We start from the raw sequence: 19,953 nt of genomic DNA, 5'->3' as shown, positions 1-19,953 counted from the left end.
TTTGGGGTGTAGCCAAGCGGTAAGGCAGCGGCTTTTGGTGCCGCCATCCCTAGGTTCGAATCCTAGCACCCCAGCTGTTTAAGAGTTTTATTTATGAACACCATAAACATTAGTTATTCTTCTCGCTCTTCAGATCCTGTGTTAGGACATGAAGATTGGAGTTTTTCCGCTTCACAGCTCTTAAAAATATTTTTCAGTATGTTATTTATTCGTAGGTTTGAAGAGCGATGTGCAGATTTTTACGCCCAAGGCAGAATTCGAGGGTTTTGCCATCTTTGTATTGGGCAAGAAGCCATACCGGTGGCTTTACAGTGGGCCCGTAACGTAGATGTAGACAGTATCATTACTGCATATCGATGCCACGGTTATATGCTGGCTTGTGGTGCAGATGCCAAAGCAGTTATGTTAGAGTTGTTGGGTATGGACGGAGGGTCTTCTAAAGGAAAAGGGGGGTCTATGCACTTGTTTTCCACCCAAAATAAATTCTATGGAGGTCACGGTATTGTAGGGGCGTCCTCTGCGTTAGGTACTGGTCTGGCATTTGCCCACAAATATCGACAGGATGGAGGAGTATGTATCGCATGTTTTGGAGACGGTGCCGCCAATCAGGGGCAATTCTTTGAATCTATGAATATGGCTGCCCTGTGGCATCTTCCTGTTCTCTATGTCATTGAAAATAACGGCTATTCTATGGGAACTTCTGTAGAGAGAGGCTGTGCAAATTCCAATGCCTTGTACAGTCGGGGAAACCCCTTTGGTATTCCCGGATATTGCTGTCAAGGAGATGATTTTTTTGAAGTTTTTACTCATGTTAAAAAACGAATTTCAGAAGTTCGTGAGAGAAAAGGTCCTGTCGTTTTAGAAATTCAAACGCATCGATTTAAAGGTCATTCTATGTCGGATCCAGGAACTTATCGGTCTAAAGAGACCTTGGAGCACGTAAAAAAAAACAAAGATCCTATTAAAAACTTAAAACTGGCACTTCAACAGGTTCACGGTGTTACACTGGAAGAGATTGCTCTTCAAGAAACTCAGGTAAAACATCTTCTGCAAGATATATTGCAGTGGGTAGAGACTGCTCAGTATCCTCTTGTGAGTGCTTTGGATGATCATGTGTATACCAGTCATGGCTGAAGCTTATAAGAAAAATCTTTTGTTATATTTGGTATGGTTTAGTTTATAAGGGTAACTTTTTCTAATATAATAATTTTTTTTTTTACTCTAATTACTTTTTTATTCCAAGAGTTCATTTTTGTACAACTTTTTCAATACGGATTAAGGACAAAAATTAGGTATCCGAAAAAATTTACTTTCTTGAGCTAAGTTTTTTCATGCTCCTTCAAGCCTTAAAAGCATATCGTAAATTAAGTTTAGGTTTGAGTATTAAAGAAATAAAATAAGGCACCGTACACTCCATAAAATGGAGTAGTTATCTATCGTTTCATATTAGTCAAAAATTTCTTTTTGGGGTTTAAGTCAGAAGACCAGGGTGGAAGAAGAATACCACTACATCCAGTAGATTCAATCCATCTCTTCGTCTTATCCATGATTACATCCTGTTCAGAGGAAAGTCGTTTATCAAAAACGCTGAAACCAAGATTTCAAATCGTTTTTTACTACAAACACCATGAGCGCTATTGGCTTATGATTAATATACTCAGCTATAATATTTATTCGCTCGTAATACTTTCTACTTTTTTTTACCAATAAGTTTTCCTTTATTTTTTCAAATATCGATCTCAATGCCGCTTTCATTAATATATAAAAAGCTAACTATAGAATAATTCTCTGTACAGGACAAAAGTTTATCTCCCTGTAAATACCCGCTCAATTACAGTGTTTTGATTAAAAATTGACGCAATATCATTCACGAAATTGTTAACCGAACGATCAATTTTAAAAAATAATTCCCGCAGCAGATCCAAGCCAACGCGTAACACGCTTTTTTCCAAACGACCATGCTTTTTCTTTTTGATAGGGGCTTCCTTTACTACAATTTGACTCATTTTGTACGCAAAACAAAAAGCAATCGTTAATATCGATAGTAAATTATGTAGGCGTTCTGGGAATGTAGCGTGTGTGTCTTCAAAATTAACCCCCTTTGATTTTAAAAAACCAAAAAGTGTTTCGATGTTCCATCTTTTTTTGGATCTCGTCAAAGCATTTTCGGGATCATCAGTGGTTGCTACAATGACCCACGCACCATTTTCTGCTCGCCTAGCTGCTAACCATAAGCGTATGCCAAAAATATCTTTCTTATTTCTCAAATAACGGATCTGTCCTGGTTTGAGGTTGATAAACAATGGGCGCACGTGGACGGTATTACCCTTTGCGCTATCCACTCGCGTATTTTTCTTGATCCAAATTGTAAATGGAATCTGTTTTTCTTGCAGCCATTTGAACCATTCTCTGCCGCAAAACTCCCTGTCTGCAACTCAATCAACTATGATCGAGCTTCCAAAAATATGAATAAATTTTTCAACAACTTCAACGCGCTCTTCTAAATTTAAATTCCCCTTTTTGGGGAGAAATTTCCATACAACAGGGATAGCGACAGTGCCACAAACCACTGATACCATCAAAATATTAATATCGATTTGGCCCCATTTCCAATTCGTCCTATCCATACTAATCTGCCATTTTTCGCCAGAAGGTAAAAAACTACGCGATAAATTTTGATAGCGTCTCAAAGCTGAACGCATTAAATTCTTTTAAAAATCGCCTAATCCGCTTGTATCGAAAACACCGCCAGTGATCATGGCTTGCGCTAATTCGACAAGATTAACTGTGCGAACAGTGATAAGCGCACCTAACATTTGGGTTAAGCAATCAAGACGCCTATTGTCGATTTTGAAATATGGCTTTAAAATGCGCTTTAACTCGTTGACTGAAACCATGATGTATACCTCTTTTTCGATAATCGAGATTATACACTTTTTGTTTTTATTTCACCGAGTTACTGAGAAGAAGAAAAAAATCAAAATGTACTAATCTTTTTCACTGAACTTGACAAAGTTCAAAAAGGTAAAATAAACCAGAATGATTGGAAAGCAATTGAAGATTCTGTTGTGAACACAGTACTTCCCCATATTGCAAAAGAGAAATTCAATGAGTTTATTCAAACATTCATAATGACGATAAAAAAAATAATAGAAATGAAGAAGGAAAGCAGTAAGGCAAGGGTCGATATCTTAAGCTTTGTAGGTGGCACAGATTTCGAAGATTTCTTTAATGAAAATTATAAACTTGATAAAGAAAACTTTGAGTCATTATTTCCGAGCCATGCAGAATCCCAGCAAATCATTGTTAGAGCAAAAAGTCTTCGAAATCAATACCCAACCCTAAATGATGCCATTAAAAAAAAATTGAAAAATATGCTTCTCCAACACAATAGATCTATTCATGAACTAGAGTTAATCATAGCGGCGGTCTTTGGAGCGTCAAACATCAACAGTACTCACAGTAGAGCAAACTGTCCCGTTGAAAATCTTGAGCAATCAAACCCAAAGATAAAAATACTTTCTTGTACTTCGACGTCCTCAATAAATATTTTCCAAATAATACCGTCCTCAATAAAAGATTTAATTAGAAATCTTAATGAAAAAATTGTAAATTTTTTTCAGGATCAGTGTAAGCAATATGGTATTTACCAAGATACTTGCAACACGTTACGTGAAGGTCATGCTGCGGATAGGAATAGTGCTTCACAAAAATTTCTCAACTGTTCTAATATCTTTCAAGAAGAAATTGGAAGTTTTATTGTTAACATTAAACACAATAAAGCACAAATTAACTATTTAGAACAATTTTATCATGAGATAGGTCTAATCATAACTAACCTTAAGATTATAACAAACAGCACGCTTCCGAATGCTCATGCTTCAGGCGAATGGACTTTCATAGATTCTCAAAAAACACAGTCTCTTCTCAATGCGCATACTCCAGATGCATGGAATCTCATAACTTATCAGCCAGAACAGGAGTAGCAGAATTTAAGGCTCTCAGATAGTTCGGATGCTCAGGCTCAATATGAATTTACTCTCAAAAGATTTTGTACATTTCTTGATAAATTTCTTAACAAATTTCCTCAGGAAGATACATTAAATTTTTCAAAACACTTTCAACAGATAAAATATGTAGAAAATTTTTACAATCAATTTAGAAAACAGATTGACTATTTTAAACAACACCATCAAAAGCTTAACGAGACACTAAAGCATTTATCAAATAAAGTTCAATGAATTTAGAAAAATACTTTGGCTTAAAAGAAAAAACAGTATACATTAAACTCAAAATACCCCCTGATTCAACATTCTTGGACTGGCAACGGAAACATAGTCCCCTGTCCTATCCCCTGAGATTTATTCTGAAGGGATCCTTTTAAAGATAGGACAAAAGATGAGAACCAGTATAGCTTTGGGTACATTCGCTGATAGTTTTTGGAGTTCCTTCCACCACGATATACCCTCCTGCTTCTCCCCCTTCTGGCCCCACGTCGATAATCCAATCCAAAGTTTTAAGCACATCAAGATTGTGCTCTATAATCACTAGAGTATTTCCTTGATCCGCCAATCGATGCAAAAGTTCTAGCAGTTGGCGTACATCATCAAAGTGAAGGCCAGTAGTAGGCTCATCTAAAATATATAACGTCTTTCCAGTGCTACGCTTCATGAGCTCTTTAGCTAATTTAACCCGTTGTGCCTCTCCTCCCGAAAGGGTAGGTGCCCCCTGCCCAATGCGTACGTATCCTAATCCTACGCTTTCAATCACGGACAAACGTTTATGAATAGAGGCAATATCTTGAAAAAAAGAGAGCGCTTCTGTTACGGACATGCACAAAATATCACCAATACTTTTCCCTTTATAGTGTACTTCCAGTGTAGGACCATTATAGCGTTGTCCTTGACATTGGGTACAGGTTACGTAAACATTCGGTAAAAAATGCATTTCAATGCATAAAACGCCATCCCCTTTACAGTGCTCACAGCGCCCCCCCTGTACATTAAAGGAAAAACGACTTGGAGTATATCCTCGTATTTTAGATTCTGGCAAAATCGCAAACCACTCTCGAATCAAGGTAAACAAGCCCGTGTACGTCGCCACATTGGAGCGCGGCGTGCGACCAATGGGCGATTGATCCATTTCAATGAGTTTATCAATCCATTCAATGCCAGAGATTTCCTGGCATATACCTTCTAAACTGCGGTGTTGATTCACATATCGAACCCCTTTGCACAAAGTATCCATCACTAAGGAAGACTTACCACTTCCAGACACTCCAGCTACACCAATCATTTTTCCCAAAGGAAACGAAACGGTAAGATTTTTTAGATTATTAATTTTAGCGCCCACAACACAGAGCACCTTATTGCTTTGCCCAGGACGCAGCGTTTCAGGAACAGGAATCCATTTTTCTCTTCTCAAGTAAGCACCAGTCAAGCTATCCCTATGGGCTTCGATTTCTTGAGGTGTACCTTGTGCCACTATCTCTCCCCCCAGATACCCTGCGCCCGGCCCCATATCCACCACGTGATCTGCATGACGGATGGTATCTTCGTCATGTTCCACCACAATAACTGTATTACCTAAGTCTCTCAGTCGATGTAAAGTCCGAATTAAACGATCGTTATCCCGTTGGTGTAGTCCAATGGATGGCTCATCCAAAACATACAACACCCCTGTTAATCCCGATCCAATTTGAGACGCGAGCCGAATACGCTGAGTTTCACCACCAGACAAAGTACTAGAGGCTCGGGACAGTGCAAGATAACTCAATCCCACATCGATTAAAAACTGTAGTCGACTTTTAATTTCTCGTAAAATAGGTGTGCTAATAATACGTTTTTCATCCTCTATTTCTGGCTCGAGCTGATGAATCCAGTCCAATAGATGCGTTAATGACCATTGCCCTACATGGGCGATATGAACATCGCGAATTTTAACACACAGCGCTGCTTCGCTCAGTCTATTTCCATGACATTTAAAACATACAGGAACATCTTCTCCCTCCTCTTCTTCCCCCACTGTCCCAAAAGAAAGAACGCCCAATCCATCACACAAAGAGCACGCACCATATGGACTGTTAAATGAAAAAAGCCTAGGCTCCACTTCTGGTAAACTAAATCCCGAGACAGGGCAGCTCATAGACCCTGAGAGATGAAGTTTAGGATGGTCACTTTGGTCCAAAGGTTCTACCACAATATATTGATTTCCAAGGCGTAATGCCTGTTCTACGCTTTGTGTTAAGGTGTGTAAAAACTCGCTATTACTATCTTGAGGGGGAATACGAAAGCGATGTACTACGGCAAAAATATCGTGCATAGTACGTTTTTGCAACTTAGGTACATCCTCGATATCATAAAATTGATCATCGACTTTAACTTTTGCATAGCCCTGTTTTTTTAAAGAAGTAAAAATAGCCTTAAATTCTCCTTTTTCACCTCGAGCTATCGGTGCCAAAAGCGCATACCTTCCATTGAAAGGCAATGTTAAGATACGTTCTACCATTTGACTAGCAGATTGAGGCTCAATACACATTCCTGTAGCTGGAGAATATACTTTGCCCAGCCGAGCAAATAACAAACGCAAATAGTCGTAAATTTCAGTTACAGTTCCCACAGTAGAGCGTGGATTGTGAGAAACAGATTTTTGTTCAATGGAAATCGCTGGACACAGCCCAGAAATGGCGTCCACTTCCGGCTTTGGCATCATATCTAAAAATTGCCGTGCATACACGGATAGACTTTCTACATATTTTCTCTGTCCTTCTGCATACAACGTATCAAAAGCTAAAGAGGATTTTCCAGAACCGCTGGGACCTGTGATTACCACAAGTTTATCTTTAGGAATAGACAAAGAAATATTTTTTAAGTTGTGTTGACGCGCACCGCTAATGCAAATCACAGTTCGGGTATCTAGTATTGACATACAAATCCTGTATTAGGATAAAATTTTACACATTATAATACACTATTATAAAATAAACAAAATTGAAGCTACAGTATCATCCTAAATAGTTCTGGGGAATGAAAATAACTATAGTAAATCATATTGTACTAGGTAGAGAAAAAAAGCAGCTTATAACCTCATATTGATTCTGTAATTCTATTCTTAATACATCGTTTCATATTAACCCAGCATGTCCCTATAAAATTTAAGTCTGGTAAATAGATAGGTAAAAATATTAAATTCATAATAATTGCTAGCACAGTTACTCTCATAAACAGATTTTGCCACATTTAAAAAGTATTATGATTAAAACCACTCTCCTCTATCCACTAATCCCTCAAATTAGGCTTACGCACCCGGTCTAACAATCTGAACAATAGTTCCAATACACTCTTATTTTATTTTTTAATCTTTTCAAAGTAAATTCGTCATGTATATTATAATATTAACTACTTAGAAGCACTGTTCGGCAGCACTGAAAGCAAAAAAACATTTTTAAAGGAAACAGTGTCTTCTCTTTTTATCAGTGGACTATAAGCCTTGGGTAAAAATTGATTGTTTTTTTATAATTTTTTTAGTACACTCAAATTTCTGCCGGGTTAGCTCAGTAGGTAGAGCGACTGATTTGTAATCAGTAGGTCGTTGGTTCGAATCCAATACCCGGCACATTATATGCACTACAATATACACCACGTGTCCCGGTACTGTGTGTTTCCGTTAAATGTGCTGAACACCTTCCGCTTCTATACGTTAAACAAACGAGTTAAGTGTCTTTGAAGATACTCTAATTCTTTCAAAACTTCTTTAAAAGTGCACCATTAAGAAAATATGTGTAATATGAAAAAATTTACAATACACATTAATTCTCGCTTAACGCGTTGAGTAACATTATTTTTTGAGGTATACCAGTACTCATAGTTCTATTTCAGGAGCACCATAATGAGAAAAATACAGTGTACTTTAGCATTCACGATAATAGTAAACACTACGTGTTTTGGAGGGCTAACAAAATTGATTCCCTTGTTAACCCCCTATCTGAACGAAGAAGGAAAAGCAGTTTCAAGCTTAGTGGGGAGTGTAATCGATACCCTACAGCTTAATCAAAGTATAGAAATGAAAAAGGCATTTCGTAACATAGTATTCACTGCGTTTAAATACGATTCAAAAAGCGCTATACATCCTTCCCCCATTATGAAAAATACAGGTGAAGACATGGAAAAAAGCGTACGTAATGATGTTGAGAACAAAAAGAAGCTTCCAAAATTTGAAAAAATTGTTCGTAAAATAACTGGATTGTTCGTTGACAATCCAGAAGATTCAGTAAGATGGCGCTTTTTGAGATCAGTTCTTGCTTTAGAAGATGCCGCTTATCCTGAAGACAAACAGATTGCTCTCAAAAACATTAATGAAGATATAAAACAACACATTGCGTGGAAATGTTTATCAAAATGTGGAGCCCAGTACACTACTCCACATTATGTAGAGGTGGTACACATTAAAAATTTTTGGCAAACACTGGAAAAATTTCAAATCATTCCTACAGTTCAAGAAGACCAACAGATTCTAACTGACCCAAAAGTTCTAAAAAGGATTCCACCAAAAAACTTCCAAGAAGAATCTCCTATACTGCCCCAAGATGAAGCATCTGAACATCAAGAAAGAGCTTTTGAAAATTCTGTGCAAACTTGTCTTAATATGTGGGGGGTAAATACACAGCATTTACCACAATTGCAAAAATGGATTCCATTGTTTACCTCTTATTTAAATGAAGAGGGAAAAGAAATTTCTAGCAGAATAGAAAACGTGTTCCACGTTCTAGGAAGTCCTTTAACCACGATAAAGTTCCCTAAATTTTTTGAGCCTACTCAAGAAATGGAAGTAAAAAAAACACTTCGTAGCATAGTATTCACTGCGTTTAGTTATGATGCAGAAAGTGATGGGTATGCTGCACCGGTCATGAACGATACCGGTGAAGAAGTTGAAAAAAGATTGGGTAAAGATGAAAAGATTAAAAAAAAGCTTCCAAAATTTGAAAAAATTATCCGTAACGTAACTGGACTATTCCTCGAAAATCAAGAAGATGCAGAAAAATGGCGTTTTTTAAGATCAGTTATTTCTTTAGAAAATGCTTTCTATACTGCAGACAAAGAAATAGCCCTAACAAGCATTGATCGAGAGACGAAACAACAGATCGCGTGGAAATGTTTATCAAAGTGTGGCGCTGAGTACACTGATCAAACGTGTGTGGAAATAACACATATTAAAAATTTTTGGGAAAAACTAAGACTACTGCCCCAAGAGCAAAAAATAAACGCCCAACGCCAAGTTCAACAGCCAGGGCAACAAGTTCAACAGCCAGGGCAACAAGTTCAAACAAGGACACCTTGGAGAGTGATTCAGCAAGAGGCACAAGAAAATTTAGATCCCAACACACCCAAAACGTAATTTAGCGTCTAATGAAAAAATTCTCCAGTCTCCCTGGAGAATAACTTTTTCTTCTTTTAAATGCTTATGGCGTGTTGACATTTAAGGTTACTTTAGAATTATGAGTGATACAGCAAGGAAAAGCGTGTGCAAGTGCGTCATATCTGGGTGCAACGCGCCTGAACTGGGTTAACGTGTTGAACATTCGCTCGACTAGATTTTTCGTATGGATCGTGGGGGGATGATGACTTTGTTGCTGCCCATATAATGTGTCAGCATAATGGACAATATCATCGGCATTGTAGTCTTTATCCGCCAATAGCGTTTTAAAGTCAAAATTCTCTATTAAATCAAGAGCTTTGGTATAGTTAGCGCACTGCGCAAGCCATAAAATGAATCTAATAGGGTTTTCTAACAGCGTGGATCTTCGTGCTAAAACCGCCTGCTGAGTCCCTCAGCTTTTGTTTTTGTGACCATTGATTCTATTTTTTTTCTGACGCCCGCAGCGTGTTTATGGGCCCGAATCATTGTGGAATCACTCATGATCTATTCCGTATCAGCATCTTCTGAAAGGGTATTGAAAATCATTTTCCACACACCGGCTTTGGACCATCTTATCAACTGTTGATGAACACTCGAGCATTTCCCGTAAGATTCTGGAAAGGTAAGCCACGTTGCACCCTTTCGGGCAATCCACATGACGGCATTGATAAATTTTCGGTTATCGTTACCAGTACGTCCTGAATCCCGTTTTTTTTCCAGACAACCTTTCTTTTATTCCTTCCCATTGGTTGTCTCGTATCCCTTGCAATCTTATCTCCTCTTGTAACTAAACGCCTTAATCTTACAACAGTTAATTATAAATGTCGAAACACGCTATAAATAACATAGTTTAGTTACAGCAGTTACCTTGCGATCATTGAAAGCTTTAAGTAAAAAATAACATTTAGAATGCGTGTGTCTCTGTTTAAGCCAAAAGTAAAATTAATACGCTTAGAGACTTTAGGCTCAAAAAGCCCCCCCCTATACTCCTAAAATATACCAAGGTTCAAAAAATTCGTAAACTATTTGAGCGTCTTTGAAAGATTATCATCGGCCAAATTTGATATTATTGTTCAAAAAGCAGAAAAAAAATAAGAGTCTAGCGTTCTTTTTCTGCTAAAAAAAGCCTTATCAACCATATATAGTTGGTACTTTTAGACAAGATTTGGGTATTTTTTTATGATCAAAGACATGTATCCGAAAGTTTGGTAGAGGAATCCAATGTTTCCTATGTATATCGCATTATCGCTGATTTTTTAAGGTGATTTTAGTCAATATTATACCCCCGTAAAGAAAACGTCTAGAAAGCGTCATGATTAATGCGACCGAGCAGGCCGTAGACTCCTTTTAAACAGTACTCAATTCTTAAAGTTGTAATCCTCGTAATGCAGCAAGAAAGCATCTTACGTGTCTCAAACTCTCACACAAGATCCATTCAGAATTTCACGACTTTTAAGCAAGAGCCTTCTACTCAAAAAGACAGCCACCGTTTAGTTGATTTACACGGACCTGCGTTCTCAAAAGGTTCCAAAGTGTTGCCCATCGCTAGCGCAAGAAAATAAACCGTTATGGCATGAAATTCTATACTATTTTAGGCATTGTGCCCCTCGAACATGTTTTTTTCTAGAACGCAAAACAAAAAGTAAAAGGTTGTACCAAGAATAAAAGGCCCCTTACACAGTAGGTCTAGTACTAAATTATACTAAGAACACTTTACCTTCATTATTAGATAAAACCCCTCTAATAAATGCTTTAATCTCCCATCATAAAATGATAAATAAAGGATGTTTTGATCTGTACACTAAATTAGCGATAAAAAAAATTAGAAATACTGTATTAATTTCCTATTGAGGCCTGAGTGATGGCGTGTTATAATTTTTTTGTAGGTGTGAGATGTATATGTGCTCAAAAAATAAAAACTTTTAGTGTACGACAAAAATACAAAAAAATTAAAGATAGAAAATAACAAAACTACTTATTTTATAAAATTAGAATTTTATGCTTAAATTAAAAAACGTATTGATATGTATGAGGGAATATGACCGAAGAGCACAAAGATAAAAAACGTAAGCCGTTAAAGTTAAATATAGAACAAGTTCCCCCACGTCCTGCAGAAAAGGAAAGCGTAAGACAAACTTTTGTTCAGGGAAAGACAAAACGGGTTACGGTGGAAGTTCGCCGGGGCTCTCGGACTTCCTCAGAACGGCGTTCTGGTGGATTTACTGAAAAGTTCACAGACGAAGAACAACTTCGTCGTTTGAAGGCAGTCCAACAAGCAGTACGCGAAAAAGAAGAGACAGAGCTGTTGCGCATTGCTCAAGAGCAAGCTGAGGCGGAACAAGTGGCACGCGCAGCTTTAGATCATACGACTTTAAATCAAGAAATTCCCTCTTTTTTTGTGGATTCTTTGGAAACAGAGAGCACAGTATCTATTCAAACGGATTCTATTCCTTTATCCAATATGAAAGACTCCACAAATAGCACGCAACAAAAAACTTCTGAAGAGAAAAAACGAAAATTTACCAATACACGCTCTATGGAGAGCGGAATATTGGGAAATAAGCGTTCTAAACCCGGGTCTGAAGAAGGAAATCGTGGGTTCTTAAAACGCTCTAAACAAAAACACGAGGAAATTTCTATTTCTCCAGTACTTTTAGAAGATGAACCTTTAAGCGGTATGGAAGAAGCAGTGTCTGTCTCAAAAAAATTTCCTATTCGCAGAAATAAGATAAAGAAAGAGAAAAAAATTCGATCTATGGTTTTACGATCAATCGAGCTGACTGGCCCGGTTGTGTTGCAAGAACTAGCAGAAAAAATGGCTGTTAAAGCCCGCCAAGTGGTCCAAGTGTTAGCTACGTTTAATCATGATGTAACGCCAAACTCTGTTTTGGATGTAGAAACTGCAGAGCTTATCATCGGTGAAATGGGACATCAAAGTATTCGAGTGGGATTAGAAGACATGGAAGCTGAGCTGTGGAAAATCAAAGAAGGAACACTGGAAGAGCGTCCTCCAGTGGTAACCATCATGGGACACGTGGATCATGGAAAAACTTCTCTTCTAGATGCGTTACGTAAAACTTCAATCGCAAGTGGAGAAAAAGGAGGCATTACTCAACATATTGGTGCTTATCAAACACAACTTCCTTCTGGGAAAAAAATCACCTTCATCGACACACCAGGCCACGAAGCGTTTATGCGTATGCGAGAACGAGGCTCAGCGGTTACAGATATCATTGTACTGGTTGTTGCTGCGGATGACGGCGTTAAAGAACAAACTGTGGAAGCGATTCGTCATGCAAAAACTGCCAATGTTCCCATTATCGTAGCCATCAATAAAATTGATAAAGCTGGTGTAAAACCAGATGTCGTTCGTACAGAGTTGTTAAATCATGGGGTAGCCGTAGAAAAAATGGGGGGAGATGTGTTGGACGTAGAGGTTTCTGCGTTAACAAGAAAAAATTTGGATGGACTCATAAATACCATATTACTTCAAGCAGAAATGATGGGATTAACCTGCGTTCCTAGTGCTAGGGCCCGGGGAACAGTGATTGAATCTCATATGCGTAAAGGGCATGGACATGTGGCGACAGTTTTGATTCAAAACGGTACTTTATATAAAGGAGACATTTTTGTCACAGGAACCCTATCTGGAAAAGTACGTATGATGTTTAACGCAGAAGGAAAGAGTGTGGGATACGCACTCCCCTCCCAACCCGTAGAAGTATTAGGCTTTTCCCGTTCTCCAATTTCAGGAGAAAAGTTCTTAGCGTTGGAACGAGAATCACAGGCAAGAGAGTTTGTGGAATGGAAAAGAGAACATACACCACAAAGTGTGGAGCAGTCTTTAAAGCTTCCCGAGACCTCCGGTGAGCTGGAGGCATATTTTAAGTTTCAAAATATAAAAACACTTTTTCTCGTTATTAAAACAGATGTGCAAGGCAGCGTAGAAGGCTTGACTCATGAAATTGAGAAAATCCGTCATTCAGAGGTTGCACTACAAATTATTTCTTCTGGTGTAGGTCCAGTCAACGAGGGAGACGCAATGTTGGCAAAAACTTCTGGTGCGGTGATCTTGATGTTCAATACGTATGTTTTACCTGACGCGCAAAAAATGATAGATCAGACAGAGATACGCTTATTAAACCATCAAATCATTTACCGTGCTGTAGAAGAATTAAAAATTTTATTGGTCAATTTATTAGCACCAGAGGTTCAAGAGCATTTTCTAGGAAAAGCAGAGGTAATCAAAGTATTCCATGTAAAAAAGGCCTCATCTATTGCTGGATGCTTGGTGAAAGAAGGAATGCTACGACGGGGAGAGATGGTAAAAATTTTTCGTGACAAAACTTTGTTATTTGAGGGAGAAATAAAAAGCTTGCGTCATATAAAAAATGATATGAAAGAAGTAAAGTTTGGGTACGAGTGCGGCATGATTTTAGATGGATTTGATGGGTTTGAAGTAGGAGATCGGGTGGAATGTAGTGAAACCCGAAGCGTTGCTCGAGGACTTTAACGCAGTACACATAGAATTAAAAATTATTAAGCATGAGCAAGACTCACAAAAAACACTGAGGAAAAATGCCTTTTTTCATAGAAAACTTTTTTAGGAAAAAGCATAAAATGTTCGATATTTTATGCAGATTCTATTATATCAGCTTTTTGTGATGAGCTAACTTGCAGATTTTTTTGGAAAAGGATAAACTTGCAGCTACTTGTTTCTAAACTATTACAATAGTATGACTATGGCGCTTTCCTCTTCTCAGTGGCATGAATTTATGAGCACCTCTTCGGCTTGGCCTTTTGAAGAGGCACGAAAGCTTATTGCACGAGATAAGACTCACCACAAAGCCCACAGAATATTTTCCACAGGCTACGGTCCCTCAGGACTACCTCATATGGGAACATTCGGTGAAGTGCTACGAACGACTATGGTGAGATTTGCCTTTTCTCAGTTATGTCCCAATCATAGCTCCACCCTTGTATGTGTTTCTGATGATATGGACGGATTACGTAAAGTTCCCGGAAATGTTCCCAATCAAGCAATGATGAGGGAATATATTGGCTTTCCTTTGACGAGCGTTCCAGATCCTTTTGAAGAATACCCAAGCTTTGCGGACTATAATAACGCAAAACTTAAAAAATTCTTAGACCAATTCGGATTTGAGTATAAATTTTTGAGTGCAACCCAAGCTTATCGGTCTGGTCATTTTGATAACGGCCTGCTGAATGTACTTTATCATCATAAAGAAATTTTGGATATTTTACGTCCTACATTGAGGCCAGAGCGTCGAAAAACCTACAGCCCGTTCTTACCACTTTCTCCAATAAGCGGAAAAGTATTACAGGTTTCTATAGAAGAGTATCGTATCAACGAAGGTACGGTGATATTTCGAGATGAAGATGGTTCTTTACAGGAAAGTCAGGTAACGGGTGGAGGATGTAAACTTCAGTGGAAAGTTGACTGGGGAACCCGTTGGTATGCCTTGGGAGTAGATTATGAAATGTGTGGTAAAGATCTAATTGAATCTGTAATGATTGGAAAAAAAGTATGTCGCGTCTTAGGAGGAATCCCACCAGAAAATTTAATTTATGAGCATTTTTTAGATCAAGAGGGACATAAAATTTCTAAGTCTGTTGGAAATGGCCTGACTCTGGACGAATGGTTACGTTACGCTCCTTTGGAAAGTTTAGCATATTTTATGTATCCCAATCCTGGTCGAGCAAAACGACTTTTTTTTGATATTATTCCAAGAACGGTGGATGAATATTTAGGGTTATTAGATACATATCCTCAACAAAGTCCCAGAGAGCAGTTAGAAAATCCTGTGTGGCACCTTCATCAAGGGAACCCTCCCCTTAGAAAAACCCCGATTACATTTTCTATGTTATTAAACTTAGTAGGTATCTGCCACGCAGATACTCCAGAACATTTATGGGGTTTTATTCAACGCTACGCTCCCGATACAATGCTTACTGATGAAATGAAAGCTTGGATTCATCATGGTATTACATATTATAGAGACCGTATACTACCCCATAAAGTATATGCTATCCCGTCTGAAGAGGAAAAAAAATCTCTTTTAACACTGGCTTCTTATTTAAAAAACCCTTCCTTTTCAGAAAAAGATGCAGAATTTTGGCAGCATGAAGTGTATGAAATTGGAAAAGTCTGTGGGTTCACCGAAGGAAGATCTTGGTTTTTACTCTTGTATCGTGTTTTATTAGGTCAACAACAAGGTCCCCGTATGGGGACGTTTATTCGTTTATATGGCCCCTTAAAAGTTGCTGAAGAGATCGAGACTCGGTGTAATTCTGTTTAGTTCACACATAATAAAAAGAAAAGTTGGAAAAAAGTTGGTGCTTATAAAACAAGAACGTGCTCGCGATTTAGCTTATCTCAACAGTTTATGGAAGCTCTTTCGAGCACTTCATCAGCCAGAATCAATAGAAGCATTGTGGTTTTCTTTAATGGAGCTTAAAGGCCCCATATTAAAGATAGTACAAGTCCTCTCAGGCATTCCAGGATTATGGTCTGCGTCTATCGCAGCGCGGTTACAGCTTGTATCTTCTACTTGTTCCCCTCTTTCAAGTTTTGCTTGGGCTGAACATTTAAAGTCAGAAGTACCTCATTGGTATTCAAAGTTTTCTTTAAAAGAGTGCTATGGCGGCGCGTTAGGACAAGTACACAAAGTTTTTTGGAATGAAACAGAATTTCGGGCTTGTAAAGTGCAGTATCCCAACATGCATGCTATCTTAAAACAAGATTTTCAAAGATTAAATTTATGGCGCAGTGTATATCAGTGGTGGGGTGCTGCAGTGGATACGTCTGAGATCCTCCAGTATCTTTACAAGATTATGGAACAAGAGCTAGATTATCAGCAAGAAGGAGAATGGATGCAGTGGTTTCATCAGCATTTTCAAGACATTCCCTGGATTCACATTCCTTTTTACTATTCAGAAGCTTCCAGTAAAAATATTCTTATGATGTCTTGGCTTCAAGGAAAAAATTTTTCCCAAGAAGCATTAGTCGAATTACCTCAAAAAATACGAGATATTCTTTCTTACCGTTTACTCTACGCTTGGTACCAGCCTTTTTTCTCTAAAGGAATTCTACATGCCGATCCTCACATGACAAACTATATGTGGAATCAAGAAGGGCACATCTATATGCTAGATTTTGGCTGTGTTCAACATTTTTCACCGTCTTGGATAGAAGGTACAAAAGCGTTGTACACTGCATTGTTAAACAAAGAAGAAACCCAGGGTATTTATTATGAATACTTTGGATTTTCTCCTCTCTCAGAAGTACAAAAAGCTTGCATCGATCAATGGGCAAAATTTTTATACGGACCTTTTTTAGTAGAAGGACCTAGAATTTTACCCGAATCTATGACACAAAATGGACTTCATCTGTTAAAACAGCTTCATCACACTTTACAATGCCATGGACCAGTGCGCATTCCCTTGGAATTTTTACTATTGGACCGCTCATGTATTGCTTTAGGCAGCACCTTAATTCGACTCAAAGGCGCACTGTGTTGGAAAACCTGTTTTCAAAGTGTGATGGAGGAAGATATTCCTAAGCCCTACCCTCTTTAGCTCCCTAACCTGCTTATAGCATCGTGAAATTCATTAAAAATTCTGCAGTATAATAGACCTCCAGCATAAAAAGCAGAAGAAATTTTAAAAATTAAGTATTAAGTTGGTTTGGTGCTAATCGTAATAGTTCTTAGGTGTGAAAGAATCTGTTTTTGAGATTAGCAATGTCCAGGGTAATTTTGAACTTAATATTGTGCTTTTTTCTTTTCTGTTTATTATATTCTGTGATTCAAGACTTTAAGCTAAGCAAACTTATGTTCAGCATTTATACGCCTTAGTGAAAGTGCTCTGGGCCTATTTTTACTTTTCTTAAAAGAAAGTTCTATAGTTTAGGTTATATTTTAGGACATACCTTTTATGTCTCCAAGGGAATCTCAGTAATGTTTTAGACTACATCGACACGTTTTCAAGCCAAGCGCGTTGAGATTTTTTCTTGAGTGGATTCCGTTTTTTTGCCCAAGTCATCAAAATATTGTTTACACTCAGAGCCTTCAACGGGTTTCTGGGGTATCTCTAAAAGACGAGCAATATTCTTTTGGCTTAAAGTTCTTCAAAAGTGAATTTGAAGTTAGGCCTAGGTCTTATAGCCGCATAGCCCAAAATTGGCTTTTCGAAAAAAAATAAATGCCTGGCTTATTTTTTGTACTTATTACAATATCACACCAAAGAATCTCAAAAAAGTTCTTGGAGGTTTTTTAATGTTTGTGTACCTTATTCCCATAGAACCTTACTTTTCAGAGTGTTTCCATACTTTTCTCATCTTTTACCTAACGTTTGTTTTTTATGTTAAATTTTATTATTATACATTCATTCTCATTACAACACCTTTCGTTCTAAATGTCAACATCCTCGTTAATAAAGCAGAAACATAAGCGTATCATAATACATTCGTTACCAATTACCCTATACTACACACGTATTGTCCGTAGGGAAAGAAATCGTTAGAAGACAGAAAATGAGGCATTCAACATACTCAAAACAAAAAACGATGATCTTTAGCATAACTTTGGACATGGAAAAACCAGTCTATCTAGTACACTTTCGTTCTTTAATCCCATAGTATCTTTTCTCCATCACGTAAGCAAGCAGCTAGAGAGTAATATTAAACGCTAAAATCATGTTTTGACGCTAGAGTAGGATTTTTTCAAAAATTATTTCCTGTACTCGGCATACAAGTATTCGATTTTAGGGAATATCTTTCTAGACTTTATGCTACCAAACTCCATCCCTATAAAACGTAGGAGGTCAAAATGATAATTATTATGCACTGGTATTTTCCCTGGATAAGAAAGCACCTTTATGTCATAATTAGATCAATACATAGAAAATAATAGACCTTATGTCCTTGTCACAAAAAAAAACTTTAAGGTCCTGGATTCGAACCTGTAGGCATGCCATAGAATTTACTGGATTTTTAGGAGCAATAGTACTATTTTCCGGACTGGGATTGCCCCGAGCTTCAAAAATTGGAGGGAAGCTTGCGCAATGGCTAGGCCCTTGGTTACCTGTCCATCGTATCGGCATGAAAAATTTAATGCAAGTGTTTCCAGAGTGGTCTATGAGCCAACGTCGACGTGTGTTAGAGAAAATGTGGTTTCATTGGGGGGCAGTGTGTGCAGAATATTGCCATTTAGAACGCTTTAATTCTCAGAATTTAGAGATTGAAGGGTATGATCATATCGCACATTTTAAAGACAAACCCTGTATTTTTGTTTCTGGACATTTTGGTAATTTTCAAATGATTTCTCTTGCGTTGAAAGAATGTGGATTTAAAGTCACACAGGTATATCGCCAAGCAAACAATCCGTGGGTTAATAAAATAATGCAAAAACTTCAACGTCAAGTATGTCATCGTGTAGTGGCAAAAACAGAGCATCCAGTAAAAGCCATGGTAGAAGCCTTGCAATCTAACGAATCTGTGCTGATCCTTATCGATCAAAAATTTACTCAAGGTCCGTTAATCCCCTTACTAGGCCATTTAGCGCATACGACTTTGATTCCTGCGCGTTGTGCCGAAAAATATCAGTGTGCTTTGATCCCTGTTTATGCTGAGCGTTTAGAAGAAGCTCGGTTTAAGATTAAGTTTTTTCCTGAAATTTTACCGAAAAATAGCCCTGAAGAAACGATGCGCCAGGTTAATACGCACCTAGAAGTTTGGGTTTGTAACCAGCCCGAACAATGGTTTTGGATTCATAGACGTTGGCCTTTTGACTATGATTAAATATTATAAGTGCGTGTTCATCTCAACTTTTTGGAATTTTTAGGATAATATAACGCTTGATTGATTTATGAACCATTTTCTCTTTTTTTGATAGTTATTTCTATGCCCTAAGCAATGTCTTGTGTCTGAAGTATTGCGTTGGATAAAAATAGTACTTTTTTTTACCGAATTTACGCAGAACTTTCCAAAATCTATTCTCATTATCTTTAAAATAATGGGTTTTGTTGCATAAGAGTTCTGGAACAAATATTTTCTTTTTCTCCACCGTTTCCAATGAAAGATTAAATCTTTTATATTTCTAAAGTCATGAATGAAGGCAAGATTTTCATCTTCAAAAAGAACTTCTTTGGTCTGATGATTAAAAAGTTTGAGCCTGTAAAGTGCCTAGAAGAGTGTTTAATAGATATCGAGGAGGTTTAACGAGGGAATGTGCGGTATTTAGTGCACTGATTCTAATGCTTTCAACCTTAAAACCCGTCACGTAAAAAGTTTAAATAGCAGGAATAAAGTATAGAATTGACATCACAGAGAGGCGAGAGAGATCAAAAAATGATACAAGTGATCTAAAAAATGAAGCGTGGCAAGTTATAGAATAAGAGATTAACAAGCGCAAGAAAAAGCAAGTAAGGCCGCAGCCTAAGGATGCTAGGCGGGTATGGAGCGGCATAGTTTATATCACGAAATAGCTGGTTTGGAGGGCTTTCTCTAAAGAGTGTAGA

10 protein-coding genes, 2 tRNA genes and 2 pseudogenes are annotated in these 19,953 nt (G+C 37.7%); 9 read left to right on the top strand and 5 right to left on the bottom strand.

The window, feature by feature from the left end; translation table 11 throughout:
* The first annotated feature begins 2 nt into the window (after positions 1-2).
* Positions 3-74: transfer RNA gene (locus HCUR_RS02975), tRNA-Gln, on the top strand.
* 19 nt (positions 75-93) lie between these two features.
* The gene (gene pdhA, locus HCUR_RS02970; protein WP_104206679.1) at positions 94-1,134 is read left to right on the top strand and encodes a pyruvate dehydrogenase (acetyl-transferring) E1 component subunit alpha; all 1,041 of its coding nucleotides are present in this window, start codon (positions 94-96) and stop codon (positions 1,132-1,134) included.
* A 671-nt stretch (positions 1,135-1,805) separates the two neighbouring features.
* On the opposite strand, the pseudogene HCUR_RS02965 reads toward pdhA, so the two are convergent.
* The 3 genes and pseudogenes from HCUR_RS02965 to HCUR_RS02955 all read right to left on the bottom strand — a co-directional run.
* Positions 1,806-2,423 (bottom strand): annotated as a pseudogene (locus tag HCUR_RS02965) (transposase); the annotation flags it as partial.
* 12 nt (positions 2,424-2,435) lie between these two features.
* Positions 2,436-2,702: a hypothetical protein gene (locus HCUR_RS02960; RefSeq protein ID WP_104206677.1), complete on the bottom strand. Its 267-nt coding sequence runs from the start codon at positions 2,700-2,702 to the stop codon at positions 2,436-2,438.
* 9 nt (positions 2,703-2,711) lie between these two features.
* A complete protein-coding gene (locus HCUR_RS02955) occupies positions 2,712-2,897 on the bottom strand; it encodes a hypothetical protein (protein ID WP_104206676.1) in 186 nt (61 codons plus the stop codon).
* Positions 2,898-3,131: 234 nt separating this feature from the next.
* Between HCUR_RS02955 and HCUR_RS02950 the strand changes: the two genes are divergently transcribed.
* A complete protein-coding gene (locus tag HCUR_RS02950) occupies positions 3,132-3,986 on the top strand; it encodes a hypothetical protein (protein WP_129591869.1) in 855 nt (284 codons plus the stop codon).
* Between the two features lie 394 nt (positions 3,987-4,380).
* On the opposite strand, the gene uvrA is transcribed toward HCUR_RS02950, so the two are convergent.
* Entirely contained in the window at positions 4,381-6,927 is a 2,547-nt protein-coding gene (gene uvrA, locus HCUR_RS02945; protein ID WP_104206674.1) for an excinuclease ABC subunit UvrA, read from the bottom strand.
* A gap of 614 nt (positions 6,928-7,541) precedes the next feature.
* Here uvrA and HCUR_RS02940 point away from each other — a divergent pair.
* Positions 7,542-7,614 (top strand) — tRNA-Thr (locus HCUR_RS02940).
* 273 nt (positions 7,615-7,887) lie between these two features.
* Positions 7,888-9,393: a hypothetical protein gene (locus HCUR_RS02935; protein WP_129591868.1), complete on the top strand. Its 1,506-nt coding sequence runs from the start codon at positions 7,888-7,890 to the stop codon at positions 9,391-9,393.
* Positions 9,394-9,457: 64 nt separating this feature from the next.
* On the opposite strand, the pseudogene HCUR_RS10140 reads toward HCUR_RS02935, so the two are convergent.
* A pseudogene (locus tag HCUR_RS10140) lies at positions 9,458-10,189 on the bottom strand (IS5 family transposase).
* A gap of 1,263 nt (positions 10,190-11,452) precedes the next feature.
* Here HCUR_RS10140 and infB point away from each other — a divergent pair.
* The 4 genes from infB to HCUR_RS02910 all read left to right on the top strand — a co-directional run bounded on the left by infB (position 11,453) and on the right by HCUR_RS02910 (position 19,234).
* On the top strand, positions 11,453-13,927 hold the full coding sequence (infB, locus tag HCUR_RS02925; protein ID WP_104206672.1) for a translation initiation factor IF-2: 2,475 nt from the start codon (positions 11,453-11,455) through the stop codon (positions 13,925-13,927).
* Positions 13,928-14,150: 223 nt separating this feature from the next.
* On the top strand, positions 14,151-15,734 hold the full coding sequence (locus HCUR_RS02920) for a lysine--tRNA ligase (protein WP_104206671.1): 1,584 nt from the start codon (positions 14,151-14,153) through the stop codon (positions 15,732-15,734).
* Positions 15,735-15,771: 37 nt separating this feature from the next.
* Positions 15,772-17,013 carry an AarF/UbiB family protein gene (locus tag HCUR_RS02915; RefSeq protein ID WP_104206670.1) on the top strand — a complete coding sequence of 414 codons (1,242 nt, stop codon included), beginning with the start codon at positions 15,772-15,774 and terminating at the stop codon, positions 17,011-17,013.
* 1,345 nt (positions 17,014-18,358) lie between these two features.
* The gene (locus HCUR_RS02910) at positions 18,359-19,234 is read left to right on the top strand and encodes a lysophospholipid acyltransferase family protein (RefSeq protein ID WP_165780686.1); all 876 of its coding nucleotides are present in this window, start codon (positions 18,359-18,361) and stop codon (positions 19,232-19,234) included.
* Positions 19,235-19,953 lie beyond the last annotated feature (719 nt).

The organism is Holospora curviuscula (assembly GCF_002930195.1).
In the GTDB taxonomy this organism is placed as follows: domain Bacteria; phylum Pseudomonadota; class Alphaproteobacteria; order Holosporales; family Holosporaceae; genus Holospora; species Holospora curviuscula.
The sequence above is the reverse complement of the archived record's forward strand: the minus strand, read 5'-3'. Positions and strand labels throughout refer to the sequence as shown.